This window comes from Enterobacter cloacae complex sp. 677-3DZ2D5B, assembly GCF_004136695.1.
In the GTDB taxonomy this organism is placed as follows: Bacteria; Pseudomonadota; Gammaproteobacteria; order Enterobacterales; family Enterobacteriaceae; genus Enterobacter; species Enterobacter hormaechei_C.
Genome location: NZ_QFLS01000001.1, coordinates 185,038 through 202,023 on the forward strand (window position 1 = coordinate 185,038; position 16,986 = coordinate 202,023).

Sequence of the window (16,986 nt, forward strand, 5' to 3'; positions counted from 1 at the left end):
GTGAGGGCATCAGCCCGCACGATTACGAATACATCGCCGTAATCGACGCGCTACCCAGCGAATGGAAATGCACGTTAAAGCCTACCATCGCGCCGCTCGCCCCTTCGTCGACCTCAATCTTGTCCACATCCAGCGCGTGCACGGTGAAGATATAGCGGTGCGTTTCCCCTTTTGGCGGCGCCGCGCCGCCGTAGCCCGCTTTGCCAAAGTCAGTGCGCGTCTGAATCGCACCGTCAGGCAGAGCAACCAGATCGGAACCGGAGCCCTGCGGTAATACGCGCGTGTCGGCGGGCAGGTTTGCCACGATCCAGTGCCACCAGCCCGACCCGGTTGGCGCATCCGGATCGTAGCAGGTCACAACAAAACTTTTGGTTCCCGCTGGCACATCGTCCCACGCCAGATGGGGAGAGATATTATCCCCCTGATAACCCATCCCGTTAAACACGTGACGTTCCGGCAGCTTTTCGCCGTCGCGCAAATCTTTACTGATGATTTTCATCCGATTTTCCTCGTTACTCACTCATTCAGAAAGTGTAACGCATGGGGTTAAATCGCGAAATGCGCTGAAGTGTTAACGGCTTCAACCACTGCCCCGGTCAGCTTGCGGAGCTGATCCGCAGAAATGCTGTACGGCGGCATGAGGTAAATCAGCTTACCGAAAGGTCGCACCCACACGCCCTGGTCAACGAAGAAGCGCTGCAACGCGGCCATGTTCACCGGATGCGTTGTCTCGATTACCCCGATGGCGCCCAGTACGCGGACGTCCGCGACGTATTCCGCCTCCGCCGCCGCGCTTAACTGCTGCTTCAGCTGCGCCTCAATCGCCGCCACCTGCGTCTGCCACGCGCCGCTCTCCAGAATGGCGAGGCTTTCGCTTGCCACGGCGCAGGCCAGCGGGTTGCCCATAAACGTCGGGCCGTGCATAAAGCAGCCCGCGTCACCGTCGCTGATGGTGTCGGCAACCTGGCGCGTGGTAAGCGTGGCGGAGAGCGTCATGGTGCCGCCGGTGAGCGCTTTCCCCAGGCACAGAATATCCGGCGCGATCCCCGCATGCTCGCAGGCAAACAGCTTCCCGGTACGGCCAAAGCCGGTGGCGATCTCATCGGCAATCAGCAAAATTCCTTCGCGGTCGCACATCTTCCGAATGCGCTTCAGCCACTCGGGGTGATAGATCCGCATTCCGCCCGCGCCCTGCACAATCGGTTCGAGAATAACGGCGGCAATCTCGTGGCGATGGGCCGCCATCAGCCGCGCGAAGCCCACCATGTCCATCTCGTCCCATTCGCCGTCGAAGCGGCTCTGCGGGGCTGGCGCAAACAGGTTTTCCGGCAGGTAGCCTTTCCACAGGCTGTGCATGGAGTTGTCCGGATCGCACACCGACATCGCCCCGAAGGTGTCGCCGTGATAGCCGTTGCGGAAGGTGAGGAACCGCTGGCGCGTTTCGCCCTTCGCATGCCAGTACTGCAACGCCATTTTCATCGCTACTTCCACGGCCACCGAGCCGGAGTCGGCCAGGAAAACACACTCCAGCGATTCAGGCGTCATCGCTACCAGGCGACGGCATAAATCCACCGCGGGCTGGTGCGTGATCCCGCCAAACATCACGTGTGACATCTGGTCAATCTGCGCTTTCATCGCCGCGTTCAGACGCGGGTGGTTGTAGCCATGGATCGCCGCCCACCAGGAGGACATCCCGTCAACAAGCCGCTCGCCGCTGGCGAGATGCAGCTCGCAGCCGTGGGCAGAGGCTACCGGATAGACGGGAAGGGGGCGGGTCGTGGAGGTGTAAGGGTGCCAGATATGCTGCTTGTCGAAGGCGAGATCGTCCTGGGTCATAATCGACTTGTAAACCATTTTGAAAAGTTTTAGGTTTACAAGTATAAACCGAACCGACAATTAACAAAACCCTTTGGAGAAGCCCGATGGCTCACCACGCACGCTGGACGATGTCGCAAGTCACTGAATTATTCAATAAACCTTTCCTGGAGCTGATGTTTGAGGCGCAACAGGTGCACCGCCAGCACTTCGATCCGCGTCATGTTCAGGTCAGCACGCTGCTGTCGATCAAAACCGGGGCTTGCCCGGAAGACTGCAAATATTGCCCGCAAAGCGCGCGCTATAAAACCGGTCTCGAATCCGAGCGCCTGATGGAAGTCGAGCAAGTGCTCGACTCCGCGCGCAAGGCCAAAAACGCTGGCTCGACCCGCTTCTGCATGGGCGCGGCGTGGAAAAATCCGCATGACCGCGACATGCCCTATCTGGAGCAGATGGTGAAGGGGGTGAAGGAGATGGGGCTTGAAGCCTGCATGACCCTGGGTACGCTGAACGAAGAGCAGGCGCAGCGTCTCTCGGCGGCGGGGCTGGATTACTACAACCACAACCTTGATACCTCGCCGGAGTTCTACGGCAACATCATCACCACGCGTACCTATCAGGAGCGTCTGGACACGCTGGATAAAGTGCGTGATGCGGGGATCAAGGTCTGTTCCGGCGGGATCGTGGGACTGGGCGAGACGGTAAAAGATCGTGCCGGCCTGCTGTTACAGCTGGCAAACCTGCCGACCCCGCCGGAAAGCGTGCCCATCAACATGCTGGTGAAGGTAAAAGGCACGCCGCTGGCGGATAACGAGGACGTGGATGCCTTCGATTTCATCCGCACCATCGCGGTGGCGCGCATCATGATGCCGACCTCTTACGTTCGCCTCTCTGCCGGTCGTGAGCAGATGAGCGAGCAGACCCAGGCGATGTGCTTCATGGCCGGGGCCAACTCCATCTTCTACGGCTGCAAACTGCTGACCACGCCAAACCCGGAAGAGGACAAAGATGTCCAGCTGTTCCGCAAGCTGGGGCTGAACCCACACCAGACCGGGGTACAGGTGGGGGATAACGAGCAACAGCAGCAGCTGGAGCAGCAGATTTTTAACGCCGACACCGACCAGTTCTACAACGCGGCAGCCGTATGACCTGGCAGGCACGTATCAGGACCGCGCTCGACGAGCGGCGGGCGGCGGATGCGTTTCGGGTGCGCAGGGTAGTGGAAAACGGTGCAGGCCGTTTTCTCACCCGGGAAGGAGAGCGGTTCTGTAATTTCTCCAGCAACGATTATCTGGGACTGAGCCAGCACCCGCAGATCGTTCGCGCCTGGCAGCAGGGCGCGGATCGTTACGGCGTGGGCAGCGGCGGCTCCGGGCACGTCAGCGGCTACACCACGGCGCATCAGGCGCTGGAGGAAGAGCTGGCCGACTGGCTGGGCTACCCGCGGGCGCTGCTGTTTATCTCCGGTTTTGCCGCGAATCAGGCGGTGATTGCCGCCCTGATGGGCAAAGATGACCGCATCGTCGCGGACCGCCTGAGCCACGCGTCTCTGCTTGAAGCGGCCAGTCTCAGCCCGGCGCAGCTGCGGCGTTTTGCCCATAACAATGCCTCTCAGCTGAACGTTCTGCTGGGTAAACCCTGTTCTGGGCTTCAGCTGGCGGTGACGGAAGGGGTATTCAGCATGGACGGCGACAGCGCGCCCCTTGCCACCTTGCATGACGTCGCAAAACAGCAGAACGCCTGGCTGCTGGTCGACGATGCCCACGGCATTGGCGTCACCGGCGAGGAGGGGCGCGGAAGCGCGCACCAGCAACGCGTCAGGCCGGAACTGCTGGTGGTCACCTTCGGCAAAGGCTTCGGCGTCAGCGGCGCCGCGGTGTTGTGCAGCGAGCCGGTGGCCGATTACCTGGTGCAGTTCGCCCGTCACCTGATCTACAGCACCAGCATGCCCCCGGCGCAGGCCGTGGCGCTCTCTGCGTCGCTTGCGGTGATCCGCGGCGAAGACGGCGCTGAACGCCGGGCGCGCCTGGCCGACCATATTCAGCGTTTTCGCCGGGGGATAAGCGAGCTGTCTTACCGGCTTACCGACTCGCACAGCGCCATTCAGCCCGTAATTGTGGGTGAAAACCATCGGGCGCTGATGGTGGCACAGGCGCTACGAGAACGCGGGCAGTGGGTCACGGCGATCCGCCCACCCACCGTGCCACCAGGCACCGCGCGCTTGCGTCTGACGCTCACGGCAGCGCATGAGCCGCAGGATATCGATACGCTTCTGGAGGCACTGTATGTCTCTCGTCAATAAACAGGCCGTTGCCGCCGCGTTTGGCCGGGCAGCGCAAAGCTATTCACAGCACGATGAGCTGCAACGCCTGAGCGCCCGCGGGCTGCTGGCCGCGCTCGGTGACGGGCGTTTTGCGCAGGTGCTCGACGCAGGCTGCGGGCCAGGCGGCAATAGCCGTTACTGGCGCGCAACAGGTAGCCACGTCACGGCGCTGGATTTATCCGCGCAGATGCTGGATGAAGCCCGCCAGCAGCAGTCAGCAGACCGTTATCTGGTGGCCGATATCGAGGCCATCCCGCTGGAGGATGCGCTGTTTGACCTCGTCTGGAGCCATCTGGCGGTGCAGTGGTGCGCCAGCCTGCCGCAGGCCCTACGCGAGTTATACCGCGTGGCGCGGCCCGGCGGAGCGGTGGCCTTTACCACCCTGCTGGAAAGTTCGTTGCCGGAGCTGAATCAGGCGTGGAGGGCAGTGGATGCACAGCCTCATGCCAACCGGTTTCTCTCGCACGAACAGGTCACTCAGGCGCTGGCAGGCTGGCGCTATCGCAGCGTGGTCCAGACCGTCACCCTCGAATTTAGCGATGCGTTAAGCGCCATGCGATCGCTTAAGGGCATAGGCGCGACGCACCTGCACGCCGGACGGGAGAAGAAACCCCTTACCCGCGGACAACTCCAGCGTCTCGAGCTGGCCTGGCCGCAGGAGCGGGGCCGGTTCCCGCTCTCTTATCATCTTTTTCATGGGATTATTGAACGTGACTGAACGTTATTTTGTTACCGGCACGGACACTGAAGTCGGTAAAACGGTTGCCAGCGCCGCGCTGTTGCAGGCGGCGCGTCTGCTGGGGAAAACAACTGCCGGGTATAAGCCCGTAGCCTCCGGCAGCGAGATGACGCCGGAAGGCTTACGCAATACCGATGCGCTGGCGCTACAGCGTAATAGCAGCCTTGCGCTGGCCTATTCTGCGGTGAACCCCTATACCTTTGCTGAACCCACCTCGCCGCACATCGTCAGCGCCGATGAAGATCGTCCGATTGATTTTTCGGTGCTCTCTTCCGGGTTACGCGACCTGGAAACGCAGGCCGACTGGGTGCTGGTGGAGGGGGCTGGCGGCTGGTTTACCCCGCTGTCCGACGAGCAGACATTTGCTGACTGGGTGCAGGCCGAGCAGCTTCCTGTCATTCTGGTGGTCGGCGTGAAGCTTGGCTGTATCAATCACGCCATGCTGACCGCTCAGGCCGTGCAGCAGGCCGGGTTGCGTCTGGCAGGGTGGATTGCCAATGACGTGGTTGCGCCGGGTAAACGTCATGCTGAGTATCTGGCGACGCTGAAGCGGGGGCTGCCTGCGCCGTTTCTCGGCGAGATCCCGTGGCTTGCCGACGGCGCAGAGCAGGCGGAAACCGGACGCTATCTTGACCTTAGCGCCTTATGTCCCGCGCCATCCAGTGCGCAATAAGGTCGTCATCCAGCTCGTTAACGTGGCCCTGTGCCACGTTACGCCCGCGATAGAGCATGCAGAAACGATCCGCTACCCGGCGGATAAACGACAGCTGTTGCTCAGCTAACAGCACCGTCATTCCCAGCTCCCGATTCAGCCGCACCAGCAGCTGCCCCAGCCTGCGCGCGAAACCGTGCCCTGCGCCATGCATGGGCTCATCCAGAATCAACACGCGCGGGCGATTAACCAGCGCACTGGCGAGGGCCAGCTGATACTGGTCGTCAGGGGACAGCGAAGAGGCACGGCTCTGTCGCAGCGGATAGAGCTCCGGAAACAGGGCATACACGTCACTTTTTGATGTCGGGTCAGGTTTCCCTGTCGCCCGCATAGCGATATGCAGATTTTCATCGACGGTCAGCTGGGAAAATATCCGCCGATCCTGCGGGACGTAGCCTATCGTCGGCGGCGCCGTGAATGCTGACGCAGGGCTGAGCAAATTACGCGGCGGCGCGCCAGCCTCATGCCAGATGATGGTGCCGCTCTCAACGGGCACCTTTCCGGTAATGCAGTTCATGAGCGTGGATTTACCCATGCCAGGCAGGCCAACAATGCCCGTACAGATGCCTTGCGGGAAATCGATATTCACGTTCCATAGCGTATGTTGGCTTCCGTAAAACTGATTTACAGCACGCAGACTCAACATCTTTCTCTCCTTAAAAATGTGTGGGGGTGATGCACAGAGTGATGTCTGCAAAACGCCTGCCAGGAACTTCATAATGATTAAAAAAAGGCCATTTTTAGGAATAACTCACTATCAAAAGCAGTACGTTTATACGAAATGCACATTCCCGGTGCCGCGTATGTCGAATCGTGGTGCAGGAGAAATGACAGAATTGTGATTAAGATCTCGCCAGTTGCTTATGAAAAAATGAACGTTTTCCAGGCAAAAAAGAGTGATAAAAATTTTTTACTGCCGCTTCGTGGGAAAAACCGGGAATTTGCTGAAGTGCATGCTGTACGGGCTGGAGGCAGTTATCCACTATTCCTGTGGATAACCTTGTGCATTAGAGTTAGAAAACACGCGATAAGCGAGAGAATACGCGGGTTACGACCAAATTGATGGGAAACGCGGCTTAATAAATTAGTCTTTATTTTTTAACGAATTAGATAAAAGCAATTCCCTCAACGCCAGCGACACCTGTTGCCATAAAACTTTCATAACCGCCCTTGACAAATGTTAAAAAAGTAATAGTTCTGGGGATAACCCCCTGAGGCTGGTGTTTTATTTTGTCACAGTCGAAATTTGGCTCGCGAACGCTCTAATCCTCTCTGCGCTACGCTAAATATCCTGACACGCTACTGGTTTTTCATCCAGTGTTTTTTACTGGCAATCCTGGCCACAACGAGTAAAATTACTCACCTGCCGCTTATTCTGTCATCAGGTCGTCGCCCATGAGTAAACCGTTTAAACTGAATTCTGCTTTCCGTCCTTCCGGGGATCAGCCCGAGGCTATTCGTCGCCTGGAAGAGGGGCTGGAGGACGGGCTGGCGCACCAGACTCTGCTGGGGGTTACCGGTTCGGGCAAAACCTTCACCATTGCCAACGTCATTGCCGATCTCCAGCGTCCGACGATGGTCCTCGCGCCGAACAAAACGCTGGCGGCGCAGCTGTATGGTGAGATGAAAGAGTTCTTCCCGGAAAACGCGGTGGAGTATTTCGTCTCCTACTACGACTACTACCAGCCGGAAGCCTACGTTCCCAGCTCCGACACGTTTATCGAGAAAGATGCCTCGGTGAACGAACATATCGAGCAGATGCGTTTGTCGGCGACCAAGGCGCTGCTGGAGCGTCGTGATGTGGTGGTGGTGGCCTCGGTGTCGGCGATCTACGGCCTGGGCGATCCGGATCTCTATCTCAAGATGATGCTGCACCTGACGCAGGGGATGATCATCGATCAGCGGGCGATTTTGCGCCGTCTGGCGGAGTTGCAGTACACCCGTAACGATCAGGCGTTCCAGCGCGGGACCTTCCGCGTGCGTGGCGAGGTGATTGATATCTTCCCGGCGGAATCGGACGACATGGCGCTGCGCGTGGAGCTGTTCGACGAAGAGGTTGAACGCCTGTCGCTGTTCGATCCGTTGACCGGTCACGTCGAGTCGGTGATCCAGCGCTTCACCATCTACCCGAAAACGCACTACGTGACGCCACGCGAGCGTATCGTGCAGGCGATGGAAGAGATCAAAATTGAGCTGGCGGACCGCCGCAAGGTGCTGCTGGCGAACAATAAGCTGCTGGAAGAGCAACGCCTGAGCCAGCGTACCCAGTTCGATCTGGAGATGATGAACGAGCTGGGCTACTGCTCCGGCATCGAAAACTACTCGCGCTACCTCTCCGGGCGCGGGCCGGGCGAAGCGCCGCCGACGCTGTTTGACTACCTTCCGGCGGACGGCCTGCTGGTGATCGACGAATCCCACGTTACGATCCCCCAGATCGGCGGGATGTACCGCGGTGACCGCGCGCGTAAAGAGACGCTGGTGGAGTACGGGTTCCGACTGCCGTCAGCGCTGGACAACCGTCCGATGAAGTTTGAAGAATTTGAGGCGCTTGCTCCGCAGACCATCTACGTATCGGCGACGCCGGGCAACTACGAGCTTGAAAAATCCGGTGATGACGTGGTGGACCAGGTGGTGCGTCCGACCGGGCTGCTGGATCCGATTATCGAGGTGCGTCCGGTGGCGACGCAGGTGGACGATCTGCTCTCGGAAATACGTGCCCGTTCCGCCATCAACGAGCGCGTGCTGGTTACCACGCTCACCAAACGTATGGCGGAAGATTTGACGGAGTATCTGGAAGAACACGGCGAGAAGGTGCGGTATCTGCACTCGGATATCGATACCGTGGAGCGTATGGAGATCATCCGCGATCTGCGTCTGGGCGAGTTCGACGTGCTGGTAGGAATTAACCTTCTGCGAGAAGGTCTGGATATGCCGGAGGTGTCGCTGGTGGCGATTCTGGACGCGGACAAAGAGGGCTTCCTGCGTTCCGAGCGCTCGCTGATCCAGACCATTGGCCGCGCCGCGCGTAACGTCAACGGGAAGGCGATCCTGTACGGGGATAAAATCACCCCGTCGATGGCCAAAGCGATTGGCGAAACGGAACGTCGTCGCGAGAAGCAGCAGCGCTATAACGAAGAGCACGGCATCACGCCGCAGGGGCTGAACAAGAAGGTGGTGGATATCCTGGCGCTGGGTCAGAACATTGCGAAGACTAAAGCGAAAGGCCGCGGCAAGGCCCGTTCAGTGGTGGAAGAGGATACCGTCGCGCTGACGCCGAAAGCGTTGCAGCAGAAGATCCACGAGCTGGAAGGGCAGATGATGCAGCATGCGCAGAACCTGGAGTTCGAAGAGGCTGCGCAAATCCGCGATCAGCTGCATCAGCTGCGGGATCTGTTTATTGCGGCATCGTAGTTTTTTGCCCGGTGGCGTTTTCTCCCTCTCCCTGTGGGAGAGGGCCGGGATGAGGGCATCAGGCCGCACAAAACGAACCTAACCTAATGCCTGAATCGCCTTCTCCAGAGCCTCGCGTAGCAGATGGCGGTCGTGGCGATATTTAATATCGCTGGCTTCCAGCGGCTCCTGTACCACCACGCGATCGCCAATCCCTGACACATCCACTTTCGGCCCGACCACGACACCATCGATAATTTTCTTACCAACGTACTGTTCCATCAGGTCCAGCTTATCCGCCAGCGACAGGCTTGCCGCCGCCGGGCTGAGTTCGCGGCCTAAATTACCGATATAGACCATGGGCGCAGGCGTTCTGCGCAGCGCCTGCGCCAGCTCTTTCACCAGCAGGATCGGCATCAGGCTGGTGTAAAAACTTCCCGGCCCAATCAGGATCAGATCGGCCTCGCCAATCGCTTCTACCGCTTCACGCGTTGCGGGTACGCTGGGGTAGGTCATCAGCTCTTTTGGCGGCAGAAGAAGCTGGTCGATATTCACTTCACCATACACTTCATGATCGTCAGCATCGATCGCCATCAAATCTACCGGCTGTTCGGACATTGGGATCAGGAACGCATCCACTTTTAGCAGGTTACGAATTAAATTGATCGCTTCCAGAGGGCGCACGCTCAGGTGATCCAGCGCCTTCAACATCAGATTTCCAAGGTTATGGCCTGAAAGTTCGCCATTCCCGCCAAAACGGTACTCAAACATCGCCGAGGCCACGCTTGGCTCAGTGATGAGCTGGTTGAGGCAGTTGCGCATGTCGCCCCAGGCTATCCCGCCTTCAGCACGTCGGATCCGCCCGGTTGAGCCGCCGTTGTCCGTTGTTGTCACGATGCCCGTCAGGCGTGAGCCCAGTGACGATAACGACGACATAACCCGTCCCAGACCGTGACCTCCGCCAAGAGCGACCACGCGGTCCAGATCCGCAAAAGTGCGATTGCGCATACCTATTCCTTATCCTGTTAAGCTTGCGTCACAGTAACGCAACTACTCCTAAAAGACGATGCCTCTCACAATCCATAATGACGTATATCAATGCGAAAGCGCTGTTTTTGCGTATTCTGTAGTGAAAATGCACGATAACATCGTTATGTATAAATTTATATAGCGAAAAGCGACAATGGCGAAGTGGCGATTTCCACGCTACTATCGCCATAACCACGTTTTCAAAACTGAAAACATACACTCTAGCCCTGGCGCCTGTGTCGAGAGATATGGCGCCCTGGCCGTGGCGGATTTGCCACCAGGGTACAGAAAGAAATGACTGTGCCTCCCGATCTGGAAAGGTGTACATGGCTTCACAACTTACTGATGCTTTCGCGCGTAAGTTTTACTACTTGCGTCTGTCGATTACCGATGTGTGCAACTTCCGTTGCACCTACTGCCTGCCCGATGGCTACAAGCCGGGCAGCGTCACCAATAATGGCTTTCTCTCCGTGGATGAAGTACGCCGCGTTACGCGTGCGTTCTCGGAACTCGGCACGGAAAAAGTGCGTCTTACCGGGGGAGAGCCCTCCCTGCGTCGTGATTTCCCTGACATTATTGCCGCCGTGCGTGAAAACGAACGTATCCGCCAGATCGCGGTGACCACCAACGGTTACCGCATGGCGCGTGACGTGGCGTACTGGCGCGATGCGGGGCTGACGGCGATCAACGTCAGCGTGGACAGCCTTGATGCCCGGCAGTTTCACGCCATTACCGGTCAGGACAAGTTCCGCCAGGTGATGGACGGCATCGATGCGGCGTTTACCGCCGGGTTCGAAAAAGTCAAAGTCAACACGGTGCTGATGCGCGACGTAAACCACCATCAGTTGGACACCTTCCTGGCGTGGATTAAATCCCGTCCCATTCAACTGCGTTTTATCGAGCTGATGGAAACGGGCGAGGGCAGCGAGCTGTTCCGCCGTCACCATATTTCCGGCATGGTGTTGCGCGACGAGCTGCTGAAACGCGGCTGGATCCATCAGATCCGCCAGCGCAGCGATGGCCCGGCGCAGGTTTTTTGTCATCCGGATTATGAAGGCGAAATCGGCCTGATCATGCCCTATGAAAAAGACTTCTGTGCCAGCTGCAACCGCCTGCGTGTCTCCTCCGTTGGCAAGCTCCATCTTTGCCTGTTCGGGGATGGCGGCGTCGATCTGCGCGATTTGCTGGAAGATGACGCTCAACAGGACGCGCTTGAAGCACGCATTTCCGAGGCGCTGACGCACAAAAAGCAGACCCATTTCCTGCATCAGGGCAACACCGGCATTACTCAGAACCTGTCCTATATCGGCGGGTAATCAGGCTTTAGAAGGAACCAGAAGATGAGTCAAGTAAGCGCGGAATTTATCCCGACACGCATTGCTATTCTTACCGTTTCCGAACGTCGTGGTGAAGAGGATGATACCTCCGGCCACTGGCTGCGCGAGGCGGCACACGAAGCCGGACACCAGATTGTTGATAAAGCGATCGTCAAAGAAAACCGTTACGCCATTCGCGCTCAGGTCTCACAGTGGATTGCGAACGATGACGTCCAGGTGGTGCTGATCACTGGCGGCACCGGCTTTACCGCAGGCGACCAGGCGCCGGAAGCGCTGCTCCCGCTGTTCGATCGCGAAGTGGAAGGCTTCGGCGAAGTGTTCCGCATGCTCTCGTTTGAAGAGATTGGTACCTCTACGCTTCAGTCCCGTGCTGTCGCGGGGGTGGCGAACAAGACGCTGATCTTCGCCATGCCGGGGTCGACCAAAGCCTGCCGCACCGCGTGGGAAAACATTATTGCCCCGCAGCTGGATGCTCGTACCCGTCCGTGTAATTTCCATCCCCATTTAAAGAAATAAGCTATGTCACAACTGACCCACATAAACGCCGCTGGCGAAGCGCATATGGTGGATGTCTCCGCCAAAGCCGAAACGGTGCGCGAGGCGCGTGCTGAAGCGTTCATCACCATGCTGCCGGAGACGCTGGCGATGATTATCGACGGCAGCCATCACAAGGGTGATGTGTTTGCCACCGCCCGTATCGCTGGTATTCAGGCCGCTAAACGTACCTGGGACCTCATCCCGCTCTGCCATCCGCTGATGCTCAGCAAAGTGGAGGTAAATTTGCAGGCGCAGCCGGCGCATAATCGCGTGCGTATCGAGTCCTTGTGCCGCTTAACCGGGAAAACCGGCGTGGAGATGGAGGCGTTGACGGCGGCCTCCGTGGCGGCGCTGACCATCTACGACATGTGTAAAGCGGTGCAGAAAGATATGGTGATTGGCCCGGTGCGTCTGTTGGCAAAAAGCGGCGGCAAATCCGGTGATTTTAAGGTGGAAAGCCATGATTAAGGTGCTCTTTTTTGCCCAGGTCCGTGAGCTGGTCAATACCGACAGCCTGACGCTGGACGGCTCTTTCGAAAACGTCGCCGCCCTGCGCGCGCATCTGGCGGCGCAAGGCGACCGTTGGGCGCTGGCGCTGGATGAAGGCAAACTGCTGGCCGCCGTGAATCAGACGCTGGTGGAGTTGACCCACCCGCTGGCCGATGGGGACGAAGTGGCCTTCTTCCCGCCGGTCACAGGGGGTTAAGATGACGGAAACCCGAATTCTGGTCAGCCATGAGCGCTTTAGCGTCGGTACCGAATACAGCTGGCTGGCAGAGCGCGATGAAGACGGCGCGGTCGTGACGTTTACCGGAAAAGTGCGTAACCACAACCTCGGCGACAGCGTAAAAGCGCTGACGCTGGAGCACTATCCGGGGATGACCGAAAAATCACTGGCGGCCATTGTCGAAGAGGCGCGAGGCCGCTGGCCGCTGGGGCGCGTTACGGTTATCCATCGCATCGGCGAAATGTGGCCCGGCGAAGAGATTGTGTTTGTCGGCGTCACCAGCGCCCATCGCGGGAGTGCGTTTGCGGCGGGGGAGTTCATCATGGATTATCTTAAAACCAAAGCGCCGTTCTGGAAACGTGAAGCGACGCCGGAAGGTGAGCGCTGGGTGGAATCACGCGACAGCGATAAGCATGCCGCCAGCCGTTGGTAACAGGTTTACGTGGATGTGTTAGTCTTAACGTGTGTGTTTACTTAATCAGGAGTGAATCATGGACCGATTTCCGCGTTCCGATTCGATAGTTCAGCAGACCCGTAGCGGGCTGCAAACCTACATGGCTCAGGTATATGGCTGGATGACGGTTGGCCTGCTGCTTACCGCGTTTATCGCGTGGTATGCGGCAAGCACGCCTGAACTGATGATGTTTATCTTCTCCAGCAAAATCACCTTCTTTGGGCTGATTATTGCGCAACTGGCGCTGGTATTTGTGCTCTCCGGGCTGGTGCACAAGCTCAGCTCGGGTATGGCGACCACGCTGTTTATGCTCTATTCGGCGCTGACCGGGCTGACGCTTTCCAGTATTTTCATCGTTTACACCTACTCCTCCATCGCCAGCACCTTTGTGGTGACCGGCGGGATGTTCGGTGTGATGAGCCTGTACGGTTACACCACCAAACGTGACCTGAGCGGCTTCGGCAACATGCTGTTTATGGGGCTGATTGGGATTGTGCTGGCGTCGCTGGTGAACCTGTGGCTGAAGAGTGACGCGCTGATGTGGGCGGTGACCTATATCGGGGTGGTGATCTTCGTGGGCTTAACCGCCTACGACACCCAGAAGCTCAAAAACATCGGTGAACAAATTGATGTTCGTGACAGTTCAAACCTGCGCAAATACTCGATTCTGGGCGCGTTGACGCTTTATCTGGACTTCATCAACCTGTTCCTGATGCTGCTGCGTATCTTCGGCAACCGTCGTTAGTGAGGGTGGCGCTGTCTGATGCCCTCACCCTGACCCTCTCCCACAGGGAGAGGGAACAAACCCTAAAAACGGCAACGAAGTTGCCGTTTTGCTTTTATTTTGCCATTTCCTTCTCGTTCTTCGCGCGCAGCTTCTTGGCCCGACTCTCCAGCACCAGATAACAGACCGTTGCCAGCGCCAGCGGCAGGAAGTAGTAGATCATGCGGTACGCGAGCAGGGCGGCGATAATCGTCCCGTGAGACACATGCTCCCCCGCAAGCAGCGCGATAAACACCGCTTCCAGTACGCCAATACCCGCCGGAATATGCACAATCACCCCGGCAATACTGCTTACCAGCAACACGCCCAGCACAAAGAAGTAATTCACATCTTCGCCAATTAACAGCCAGATAATGGCCCCCATCGCCATCCAGTTGGCGCTGGAAACCACCATTTGCAGGACGGCAAACTTCCATGACGGCAGCACCAGCTTCTGGCCTTTAATGGTCATGTGACGACGTTTGGCAAAGGCGCAGGCCCACAGGTAGGCCGCGATGATCAGCAGCAGTACGATGCCCAGAATGCGCAGAGTGGCCTCATCGATGTACCAGTGCGCAGGCAGCTGCACCACGCCGATGGTGAAAATCACCCCGCCCAGCAGAATATACCCCAGCCAGTTGGTGGTTATGCTTAAGGAGAAAATACGCGTAATGGTGCCGCCCGGTAAGCCAAGGCGGGAGTACAGGCGATAGCGCATACCAATCCCGCCCACCCAGGTGCTCAGCGTCAGGTTAAAGGCGTAGCAGATGAATGACACCAGCATAACCTGCCGTTTGGCAAGCTTATGCCCGCAGTAGGCGCGTCCCAGCAGGTCATAGCAGCCGTACATCAGGTAGCTCACAATCACCAGCCCAACGGCACCCAGCAGGACTGTCCGGTTGTAGTTGCGAATAACTTTCCACACCTCTTCCCAGTCCACCTTCTGGGCATACACCACCAGCAGGACCGCGACGGCAATAAAGAACAGCCAGGTCAGGATTTTTTTCGCCAGCCGCCAGCGAGGATGAGATTTCGACATCAGGTTTTCCCTCCATCTTCCGCCTCTACGCGGTCCTGGGTTTCCATTTCGGGTTGCACAGGCGGATCCACCAGCGCCAGTTTCGGCGTATGCGCGGGCAGCCAGCCCACCATGGCCGGGAAGTGGCGCAGGAAGTGGAACACCACCACGCCGATGCCCACGTTCCACCAGCTCCGTTTCGGCACCATGGACTCATCCACACGCACGCAGTCTTTATTAATAAGACCCTGAAGGTTATCGCGCAGGGTGTGATTAAACTGGCGATCGTGGATGATGAGGTTCGCTTCCAGATTCAGCGATAAGCTAAGCGGATCAAGGTTGCTGGAGCCGACGGTCGCCCAGTGGTCATCCATCACGGCGACTTTGCCGTGCAGCGGGCGGCGGCGATATTCATAGATCTGCACGCCGCTTTTGACCAGATAGCGATAGAGCAGACGCGCGCCCACCTTCACAATCGGCATATCGGGCTCACCCTGCACGATAAGCTTCACGCTCACGCCGCGTCGGGCCGCGTTGCGCATGGCATGCAAAATCCGGTAACCGGGGAAGAAATAGGCGTTGGCGATAATCACCTCGCGCTTCGCGTTCGCCAGCATCTTCAGGTAATGACGCTCGATATCGTCCCGATGCTCCTCGTTATCACGCCAGACGAACAGGGCCTGCGCCTCGCCGGGCTTGCGGTTCTCCTCCGGGCGGTGACGGCGTCGCCACCAGCGGCGGACGGCCTCCTTGCCGGGTAAGTTTTCCAGCACGAACAGCTGGATGTCCTGCACTACCGGCCCTTCGATACGGATCGCGTAGTCCTGTTTCGCTTCGGGACCGTAATCCGACATATGCTCGGCGGAGTAGTTAATGCCGCCCACGAAGGCCACCGTTTCATCCACCACCACAATTTTGCGGTGCATACGGCGGAACAGGTTGGTGCGCATGCCGAACAGACGCGGGCCGGGATCGTAATAGCGGAACACCACCCCTGCGGCGGTGAGCTCGTTAACAAATTCGTCGCTGAGATCCGGCGAACCATATCCGTCGAGCAGGACCTCGATTTTTATACCGCGACGAGCGGCATGCAGCAGTGCGCTATGCAACTGCCTGCCCACGTCATCTTCAAACCAGATAAACGTTTCCAGAAAGACTTTCTGCTGTGCGTGGCTAATCGCCTCAAAAACCGCAGGGTAATAGTTATCGCCATTTTCCAGCAGCGTAATACGGTTACCTTCCTGCCATGTGCATTTCATAAGTGGATCTCCGCGCTGAGTGGGGCATGGTCGGAGAGATGTCGCCAGTTGAGCAAGGCCAGCGCCGTCGGGCTACTGGCGTGGGCATTTTTTACGTAGATGCGGTCAAGGCGCAGCAGGGGGAAGCGCACCGGAAACGTTCGCGCGGGACGACCGCGTGCGCGGGTAAAAATCTCCTCCAGCCCCGCATTCACCTTCAGCGGATGGTTGGCACGCTGTCGCCAGTCGTTGAAATCACCGGCCACCACCACGGGCTCGCCCTCCGGCAGCGCATTTGTCCAGTCTGCCAGCATCTGTAGCTGGGCCTGACGGTGGGCTTCACGCAGGCCAAGATGAACACAGCCTACATGAATGGGAAAATCGAGCTCTGGGGGGGTGATACGACAGTATAACAGCCCGCGTTTTTCACTCTCGCCAACGGAGACGTCCCGGTTCTCATAATGCTCGATAGGAAAACGCGACAGCACCGCGTTACCGTGATGCCCCTCCGGGTAGACCGCATTGCGCCCGTAGGCGTAATCGCTCCACATGGTATCCGCCAGAAACTCGTAGTGGGGCGTGTCGGGCCAGTTTTCGAAATGCATCGGGTGCACTTCATGCGCGCCCATGACCTCCTGGAGGCAGACAATATCGGCGCTGACGGTGCGCACCGCGTCGCGCAGCTCCGGTAAAATGAAGCGGCGGTTAAATGCTGTGAAGCCCTTATGAATGTTTATCGTCAGCACCTTAAGCGAGAAATGCTGCGTTTTTTTGCTCATAAACACCTTCCTGGGTGACTATCCCGATGAAAATAAAGTGTAGTAGGCGTCACAAAAAGATGCGGCGTTACGGAATTTTCCGTAAAGTGCGGTAGTCTGAATTAGCAGAGAAAAATCCTTCAGGA

Annotated in this window: 18 protein-coding genes and 1 riboswitch; of the genes, 11 read left to right on the forward strand and 7 right to left on the reverse strand. The window is 58.0% G+C overall.

The annotated features are described in order from the left end of the window. Window positions 1-22: 22 nt before the first annotated feature. On the reverse strand, window positions 23-499 hold the full coding sequence (locus DD597_RS00935) for a kinase inhibitor (RefSeq protein WP_003858531.1): 477 nt from the start codon (window positions 497-499) through the stop codon (window positions 23-25). A 47-nt stretch (window positions 500-546) separates the two neighbouring features. Continuing rightward, window positions 547-1,854 (reverse strand): adenosylmethionine--8-amino-7-oxononanoate transaminase, encoded by a 1,308-nt coding sequence (gene bioA / locus DD597_RS00940; protein WP_023315662.1) that lies wholly within the window; start codon window positions 1,852-1,854, stop codon window positions 547-549. A gap of 68 nt (window positions 1,855-1,922) precedes the next feature. On the opposite strand from bioA, the gene bioB reads away from it, so the two are divergent. From bioB to bioD, 4 genes are read left to right on the forward strand one after another with little or no spacing between them, the layout of a single operon-like run. Further along, window positions 1,923-2,963 carry a biotin synthase BioB gene (gene bioB / locus DD597_RS00945; protein ID WP_003858529.1) on the forward strand — a complete coding sequence of 347 codons (1,041 nt, stop codon included), beginning with the start codon at window positions 1,923-1,925 and terminating at the stop codon, window positions 2,961-2,963. Continuing rightward, window positions 2,960-4,117 (forward strand): 8-amino-7-oxononanoate synthase, encoded by a 1,158-nt coding sequence (gene bioF / locus DD597_RS00950; protein WP_003858526.1) that lies wholly within the window; start codon window positions 2,960-2,962, stop codon window positions 4,115-4,117. Before bioB ends, bioF begins: the two co-directional genes overlap by 4 nt. Beyond that, window positions 4,101-4,856 (forward strand): malonyl-ACP O-methyltransferase BioC, encoded by a 756-nt coding sequence (gene bioC, locus DD597_RS00955; protein WP_032608895.1) that lies wholly within the window; start codon window positions 4,101-4,103, stop codon window positions 4,854-4,856. The genes bioF and bioC overlap by 17 nt, the downstream gene beginning before the upstream one ends. Further along, the gene (gene bioD, locus DD597_RS00960; RefSeq protein WP_003858523.1) at window positions 4,849-5,550 is read left to right on the forward strand and encodes a dethiobiotin synthase; all 702 of its coding nucleotides are present in this window, start codon (window positions 4,849-4,851) and stop codon (window positions 5,548-5,550) included. The genes bioC and bioD overlap by 8 nt, the downstream gene beginning before the upstream one ends. On the opposite strand, the gene DD597_RS00965 is transcribed toward bioD, so the two are convergent. Beyond that, the gene (locus tag DD597_RS00965) at window positions 5,513-6,235 is read right to left on the reverse strand and encodes an ABC transporter ATP-binding protein (protein WP_003858522.1); all 723 of its coding nucleotides are present in this window, start codon (window positions 6,233-6,235) and stop codon (window positions 5,513-5,515) included. The two genes, bioD and DD597_RS00965, sit on opposite strands and share 38 nt — an antisense overlap. A 749-nt stretch (window positions 6,236-6,984) precedes the next feature. Between DD597_RS00965 and uvrB the strand changes: the two genes are divergently transcribed. Continuing rightward, window positions 6,985-9,000 carry an excinuclease ABC subunit UvrB gene (gene uvrB / locus DD597_RS00975; RefSeq protein ID WP_003858519.1) on the forward strand — a complete coding sequence of 672 codons (2,016 nt, stop codon included), beginning with the start codon at window positions 6,985-6,987 and terminating at the stop codon, window positions 8,998-9,000. A 78-nt stretch (window positions 9,001-9,078) separates the two neighbouring features. On the opposite strand, the gene yvcK is transcribed toward uvrB, so the two are convergent. After that, entirely contained in the window at window positions 9,079-9,987 is a 909-nt protein-coding gene (gene yvcK, locus DD597_RS00980) for a uridine diphosphate-N-acetylglucosamine-binding protein YvcK (RefSeq protein ID WP_023299636.1), read from the reverse strand. Window positions 9,988-10,213: 226 nt separating this feature from the next. Further along, window positions 10,214-10,347, forward strand: a riboswitch (molybdenum cofactor riboswitch). On the opposite strand from yvcK, the gene moaA reads away from it, so the two are divergent. The 6 genes from moaA to DD597_RS01010 all read left to right on the forward strand — a co-directional run bounded on the left by moaA (window position 10,335) and on the right by DD597_RS01010 (window position 13,808). Continuing rightward, window positions 10,335-11,324, forward strand: coding sequence for a GTP 3',8-cyclase MoaA (gene moaA, locus DD597_RS00985; protein WP_003858516.1), 990 nt, complete (start codon window positions 10,335-10,337; stop codon window positions 11,322-11,324). Its footprint overlaps the riboswitch before it by 13 nt. 24 nt (window positions 11,325-11,348) lie before the next feature. Then, window positions 11,349-11,861, forward strand: coding sequence for a molybdenum cofactor biosynthesis protein B (moaB, locus tag DD597_RS00990; RefSeq protein ID WP_003858514.1), 513 nt, complete (start codon window positions 11,349-11,351; stop codon window positions 11,859-11,861). A gap of 3 nt (window positions 11,862-11,864) precedes the next feature. Then, window positions 11,865-12,350, forward strand: a complete 486-nt coding sequence (gene moaC, locus DD597_RS00995) for a cyclic pyranopterin monophosphate synthase MoaC (RefSeq protein WP_003858511.1) — start codon at window positions 11,865-11,867, stop codon at window positions 12,348-12,350. After that, window positions 12,343-12,588 carry a molybdopterin synthase sulfur carrier subunit gene (gene moaD, locus DD597_RS01000; RefSeq protein WP_003858510.1) on the forward strand — a complete coding sequence of 82 codons (246 nt, stop codon included), beginning with the start codon at window positions 12,343-12,345 and terminating at the stop codon, window positions 12,586-12,588. The genes moaC and moaD overlap by 8 nt, the downstream gene beginning before the upstream one ends. A gap of 1 nt (window position 12,589) precedes the next feature. Further along, entirely contained in the window at window positions 12,590-13,042 is a 453-nt protein-coding gene (moaE, locus tag DD597_RS01005) for a molybdopterin synthase catalytic subunit MoaE (protein ID WP_047054682.1), read from the forward strand. A gap of 58 nt (window positions 13,043-13,100) precedes the next feature. Beyond that, complete coding sequence (locus DD597_RS01010) at window positions 13,101-13,808, forward strand: Bax inhibitor-1/YccA family protein (RefSeq protein ID WP_129255868.1); 708 nt, start codon at window positions 13,101-13,103, stop codon at window positions 13,806-13,808. A gap of 94 nt (window positions 13,809-13,902) precedes the next feature. Here the strand turns inward: DD597_RS01010 and DD597_RS01015 are convergent, their stop codons facing one another. Genes DD597_RS01015 through DD597_RS01025 form a run of 3 tightly spaced genes read right to left on the reverse strand, consistent with a single transcriptional unit; the run spans window position 13,903 to window position 16,861 of the window. Beyond that, a complete protein-coding gene (locus DD597_RS01015) occupies window positions 13,903-14,865 on the reverse strand; it encodes a YbhN family protein (RefSeq protein ID WP_129255869.1) in 963 nt (320 codons plus the stop codon). Beyond that, window positions 14,865-16,103, reverse strand: coding sequence for a cardiolipin synthase ClsB (gene clsB, locus DD597_RS01020; RefSeq protein ID WP_003858503.1), 1,239 nt, complete (start codon window positions 16,101-16,103; stop codon window positions 14,865-14,867). The genes DD597_RS01015 and clsB overlap by 1 nt, the downstream gene beginning before the upstream one ends. After that, window positions 16,100-16,861, reverse strand: coding sequence for an endonuclease/exonuclease/phosphatase family protein (locus DD597_RS01025; protein ID WP_023315668.1), 762 nt, complete (start codon window positions 16,859-16,861; stop codon window positions 16,100-16,102). The genes clsB and DD597_RS01025 overlap by 4 nt, the downstream gene beginning before the upstream one ends. Between the last annotated feature and the right edge of the window lie 125 nt (window positions 16,862-16,986).